This is a genomic window from Rhodococcus sp. 14C212 (assembly GCF_011058195.1).
Lineage (GTDB): Bacteria > Actinomycetota > Actinomycetes > Mycobacteriales > Mycobacteriaceae > Rhodococcus > Rhodococcus aetherivorans.
This window is the reverse complement of record NZ_JAALEH010000174.1, coordinates 1-4,275: the sequence shown is the minus strand read 5'-3', so window position 1 is coordinate 4,275 and position 4,275 is coordinate 1. Positions and strand designations below refer to the sequence as shown.

Below are 4,275 nucleotides of genomic sequence, written 5' to 3'. Positions count from 1 at the left end.
CCGCCGATGCCCGGACCGGTGCCTCCCGCCCCGCCCTCGCACATGCAGACACCCACCATCCGCGGCCGGTTGTCCAACCTCGGCCGCAAGGGCCGCTGGGAAGTGCCACCGGTGCTGCGGCTCGACACCCTGATGTCCTCGGTGACCCTCGACTTCACCGAGGCCGTCATGCGCACCCAGGTGGTGCGGATCCAGGTCGACGACTACCTCAGCTCCATCACCCTGATCGTTCCCGCCGAGGCCACGGCCGACATCAACGGCCTCGACACCGTCGCCGCGAGCGCCGAGTCGAAGGTGCGCAACGGGCCCCCGTTCGGCCCGCTGCATCTGATCGTCGGCGGCACCGTCCGCCTCGGCTCCGTCAACGTCAAGCACCCGCTGGGGACGACGCTGCGCAAGCTGCTGGGCTAGCCGGCTGCGCTCCGACACCCCGGGGCCTGTCGGTGAGCAGATACAGACCGCGTCGGCCACAATGCGTGGCGGCGCCTGTCGGTTCGACGAAAGGAAACGGCCCGCCCCGGGCCGGAACGCTTATGGCAGAGCTTGCGCGTGGCGAGAACACCACCATCCCCTCGGGGCCGGTGACGGTGGCGGTGGCCGGTGCCCGGCAGGGCACGGTCGATCTGATGGTGTTCCAGCTCGGCGCCGATCAGCGTGTCCGGAGCGACGCCGATTTCGTGTTCTTCAACCAGCCGGCCTCCCCGGAGGGCGCGGTCCGGTTGGTCGCGGCCGACCGGATCGGTGTCGATCTGACCGCGATACCCGCCGGGGTCGAGCGGCTGTCGGTCGCGGTCGCCCTCGACGACAGCGTGCCGGGCAGCTTGTCCGCCGTGCCCGGTCTGGGCGTGCAGATCGGCCACCCGGCGGGCGAGACAACGGCTCCCGCACTGGGGTTGAGCACCGAGCGGGCGGCGGTCCTGCTCGAGATCTATCGGCGCAACGGCGCGTGGAAGCTTCGCAACGTCTCCGCCGGGTGGGACACGGGCCTGTCGGCGCTGGTGGTCCACCATGGGGTGCAGGTCGACGATCAACCCGCCACTGCCGAACCCGCTGCGGTGGTGCCGCCGGCTGCTCCGGCTGCGGTCGTGGACAGCCATGGTGTGCGCACCGTTGCCGGCGAAGCGAAACTCTCGTTGGAGAAGCGGCAGAGGCTGGACCTGCGCAAGCGGGAAGTCGCCAGGGTGCTGCTGGACAAGGGCGGCCGGGGTGCGGGCCCGGGTCGTCCTGGTGATCGACAAGACCGGCAGCATGCACCGCGAGTACACCAGCACACGCATCCATCAGGTCGTCGAGAGGATGGTGCCGATCGCGGTGCAGGTCGACGACGACGGCACCCTCGAGCCGTACCTGTATGCGGTCTCGTTCGCCCGGCTGCCGGACATCGCCGTCCACGATGTCGAGTCCTGGTGCGCGACGTATCTGCACCTCGGTGGGGTGCACGGGGGCATCGACTACGAACAGATCGGTGGCTACAACGACGAGTTGCCGGTGATGGGAGAGATCATCTCCACCCTCACCGCGGGGGCGTCGATGCCCACGCTGGTGCTGTTCTTCACCGACGGCGGCTTCCACAAGAAGGGCCCGATCACCGCGTTGATGAAGAAGGCATCCGGCCTGCCCGCCTTCTGGCAGTTCGTCGGCCTCGGCAGAGCGAACTACGGCGTCCTCGAAAAGCTCGACACCATGAAAGGGCGGGTGGTCGACAACGCCGGGTTCTTCAGCGTCGACGACCTCTCCCAGGTCAGCGATGCCGAACTCTACCGGCGCCTGCTGGGTGAATTTCCCGACTGGCTGCGTGCGGCACGCGCCGCGGGCATCGTGGGCTGAACTGCGACTCGGGTCCGCACCAGCACCGCCCTGAGGGGCGGCGCACAAGCTCACATTTCCGGTAGCGATACTCATGCCCCCGGACGCCGCTCCGCGGACGATGTAGGGATGAGTACGCCGACCCCGCCCGGCCTCGATCCGCGGCTCGTCGCCCAGCTGTCCGGCGAGTGCTACGCGCTCGAACAGCACCTGTACGCCGTCGGCGCGCACGTCGCACATCTACGGGCCCAGCTCGACCGCCTCGCCGTCGCTCCGGCCCCGGCGCCCGCGCCCCCCACGTCGCGGACCCCGGCTCCACCACCGCGGCCGGTCCCGCCCGTCGCCGCGCCGCGGCCGCCGGCGGGGCGACGGGAACCGTGGTGGCAGCGCGACGGTGTGATCAGCCGCCTGCTCGCCGTCGCCGGGGTGGCGGTCACCCTCATCGGCGTGGTGATGCTGCTCGTGCTCGCCGCGCAGGCCGGTGTCTTCGGTCCCGTGCCCCGCGTCGTCTCCGGTGCGGTGCTGTCGGCCGCGCTGGTGGCCGCCGGGATCCGGGTACACCGCCGCGACGGCGGACGCGTCGGCGGTGCCGCTCTGGCCGCGACCGGTTTCGCGGGCGGCTACCTGGTGGTCTTCGCCGCGACCGCCTACTACCGGTGGGTGCCGGCGGTCGTCGGTCTGGCGGCCGCGCTCGCCGTCGCCGGCGCCGGGGTCGCGCTCGCGGTGCGCTGGTCGGACCGGATTCTGGCCGTGCTGCTCGTGCTCGGGGCCGCGCTGCTCGCGCCCACCCTGTCGGACGGTGATCCGTTGCTGCTCCTCGGCTTCCTGCTGGTGCTGCTCGTCGCGAGCTTCCCGGCGCAGTGGCACCGCAACTGGGCGCTGCTGCATCTCGCGCGGGTCGTGCCGATGACCGCGGTCCTGCTGGTGTCGATCGCCGGGGCCGAGCTTGCCGATCGTGGCGAGCTCGCCTGGCTGGTCGGGTTCTCGGTGGCGGTCGCTGCTTTCGTCGCCGGCACCGCGGTGCTGCTGCTGCGCCGGGAGCCGGGCGACGTCGTCGCCGCGGTGTGCCTGGCGATCGCGGCGGTGCCGCTGCTCGCCGTCGGGTTGCGGCTGGACCGGTGGCCCGCCGTCGCGCTCGAGGGCACGGCCGCCGCGGGGTACCTCGTGCTGTTCGCCCTCGTCGGGCCCCGGTCGCGTCCGCTGCGGGTGGCGTCCGTCGCGGTGGCGGCGTTCGCGCTGCTGCACGCGTGCCTCGCGGGTGCGAGCACCGACCTGGCTGCGATGGTGCTGCTCGTCGTCGCCGCCGGCTTCGCCGGCGCGGCCACGTCGATGCGCTCGCGGCTGCTGTTCGTCGCGGGTCTCGGCTTCTGGCTGTTCGGCGGCCTGAGGTTCTACGACGGCGCCGAACTCGAAAATCTCACCGACGGGGTGCGGGCCGCGGACCGGCTGGACGCGACCACGCTCGTCACCGCGGTCCTGCTCGCCGCGGTCACGGTGCTGGTGGCCTGGACGGCGACGCGACTGCACCTCGTCCGGGATCGCGGCATCCCGTGGATGTGGAGCGGTGCGGCCCTCGTGGTGCTGTACGCGGTGACCACGGCACTGGTGACGGCAGGCGTCCTCCTGGGCGGTGCGGACGCCGGATTCGTCGCCGGGCACACCGCGGCGACCATCTGCTGGATGATCGCGGCGACCGCGATGCTGGCGGTCGGCCTCGCCCGCACCGAGTACGCGCACGCCGCGCTGGCCGCGGGGCTGTCGCTGACCGGCGCCGCCTTGGCCAAGCTCTTCCTGTTCGACCTCGCCGCCCTCGAGGGGGTGTGGCGGGTCGTCGCCTTCATCGTGGTGGGCCTGCTGCTGCTCGCCGCCGGTACCCGGTACGCCAAGGCGTTCGCCGGACGCTCCGCCACCCCGGAGACCGGCTCCGGCTCGGCGGAGCCGGGGTCCGGCGAGGACTGACCCGCTCGGTCAGCGGCGGCGCTGCCGCGCGATGAGTTCACTCACGCTGATCGACTGGCTGTTCTCGGCACCGCCGTGCCGGCCGCGCTGCGAATCCTGCTCATCGGTCTCCGGCCGGTTCGCCGGGGAGTCGTCGACCCTGCCGGTGGGGCCGCGGTGCTCCGGCGGAGGCGTCGTCGACGGGCGGTCGCCCGCGACCGGCTGATCCGCCGTCCGCGGGTTGGCCCGTCGCAGCTGCGAGAGCCAGTTCTCGATCGCCTGCGGGTCCCGGATGGGCGCGCCGGACGAGCGCGGTTGCGGCTGAACCTGCGGGCGCACGTACGCCTGGGTCACCGGGGGCGGCACGTCGCCGCGCTGCCGGCGGGGCAGCGGCGGCGTGGCAGGCGGGGAAGACCGCTGGTCCTGCGCGCGCGGGACCTGGGCCGGCTCTTCCCTCGACGGCTGCGACGGTGCCTGCTGCGAGGGTGCCTGCTGGGACGGTGCCTGCTGGGACGGTGCCTGCTGCGGGTG

The 4,275-nt window shown here is 72.7% G+C and carries 1 protein-coding gene and 3 pseudogenes; 3 read left to right on the top strand and 1 reads right to left on the bottom strand.

Annotated features, from left to right (window positions below; translation table 11 throughout):
- From G6038_RS30285 to G6038_RS30275, 3 genes and pseudogenes are all read left to right on the top strand, one after another.
- A pseudogene (locus G6038_RS30285) lies at nucleotides 1–411 on the top strand (hypothetical protein); the annotation flags it as partial.
- 122 nt (nucleotides 412–533) lie between these two features.
- Nucleotides 534–1,827 (top strand): annotated as a pseudogene (locus G6038_RS30280) (VWA domain-containing protein).
- A 108-nt stretch (nucleotides 1,828–1,935) separates the two neighbouring features.
- On the top strand, nucleotides 1,936–3,765 hold the full coding sequence (locus G6038_RS30275; protein ID WP_165042559.1) for a DUF2339 domain-containing protein: 1,830 nt from the start codon (nucleotides 1,936–1,938) through the stop codon (nucleotides 3,763–3,765).
- Nucleotides 3,766–3,774: 9 nt separating this feature from the next.
- Here G6038_RS30275 and G6038_RS30270 read toward each other — a convergent pair.
- Nucleotides 3,775–4,275, bottom strand: a pseudogene (locus G6038_RS30270) (RND transporter); the annotation flags it as partial.

Coding starts and splice junctions, on each gene's coding strand:
- G6038_RS30275 (WP_165042559.1), top strand. CDS start 1,936: ATGAGTACGCCGACCCCGCCCGGCCTCGATCCGCGGCTCGTCGCCCAG.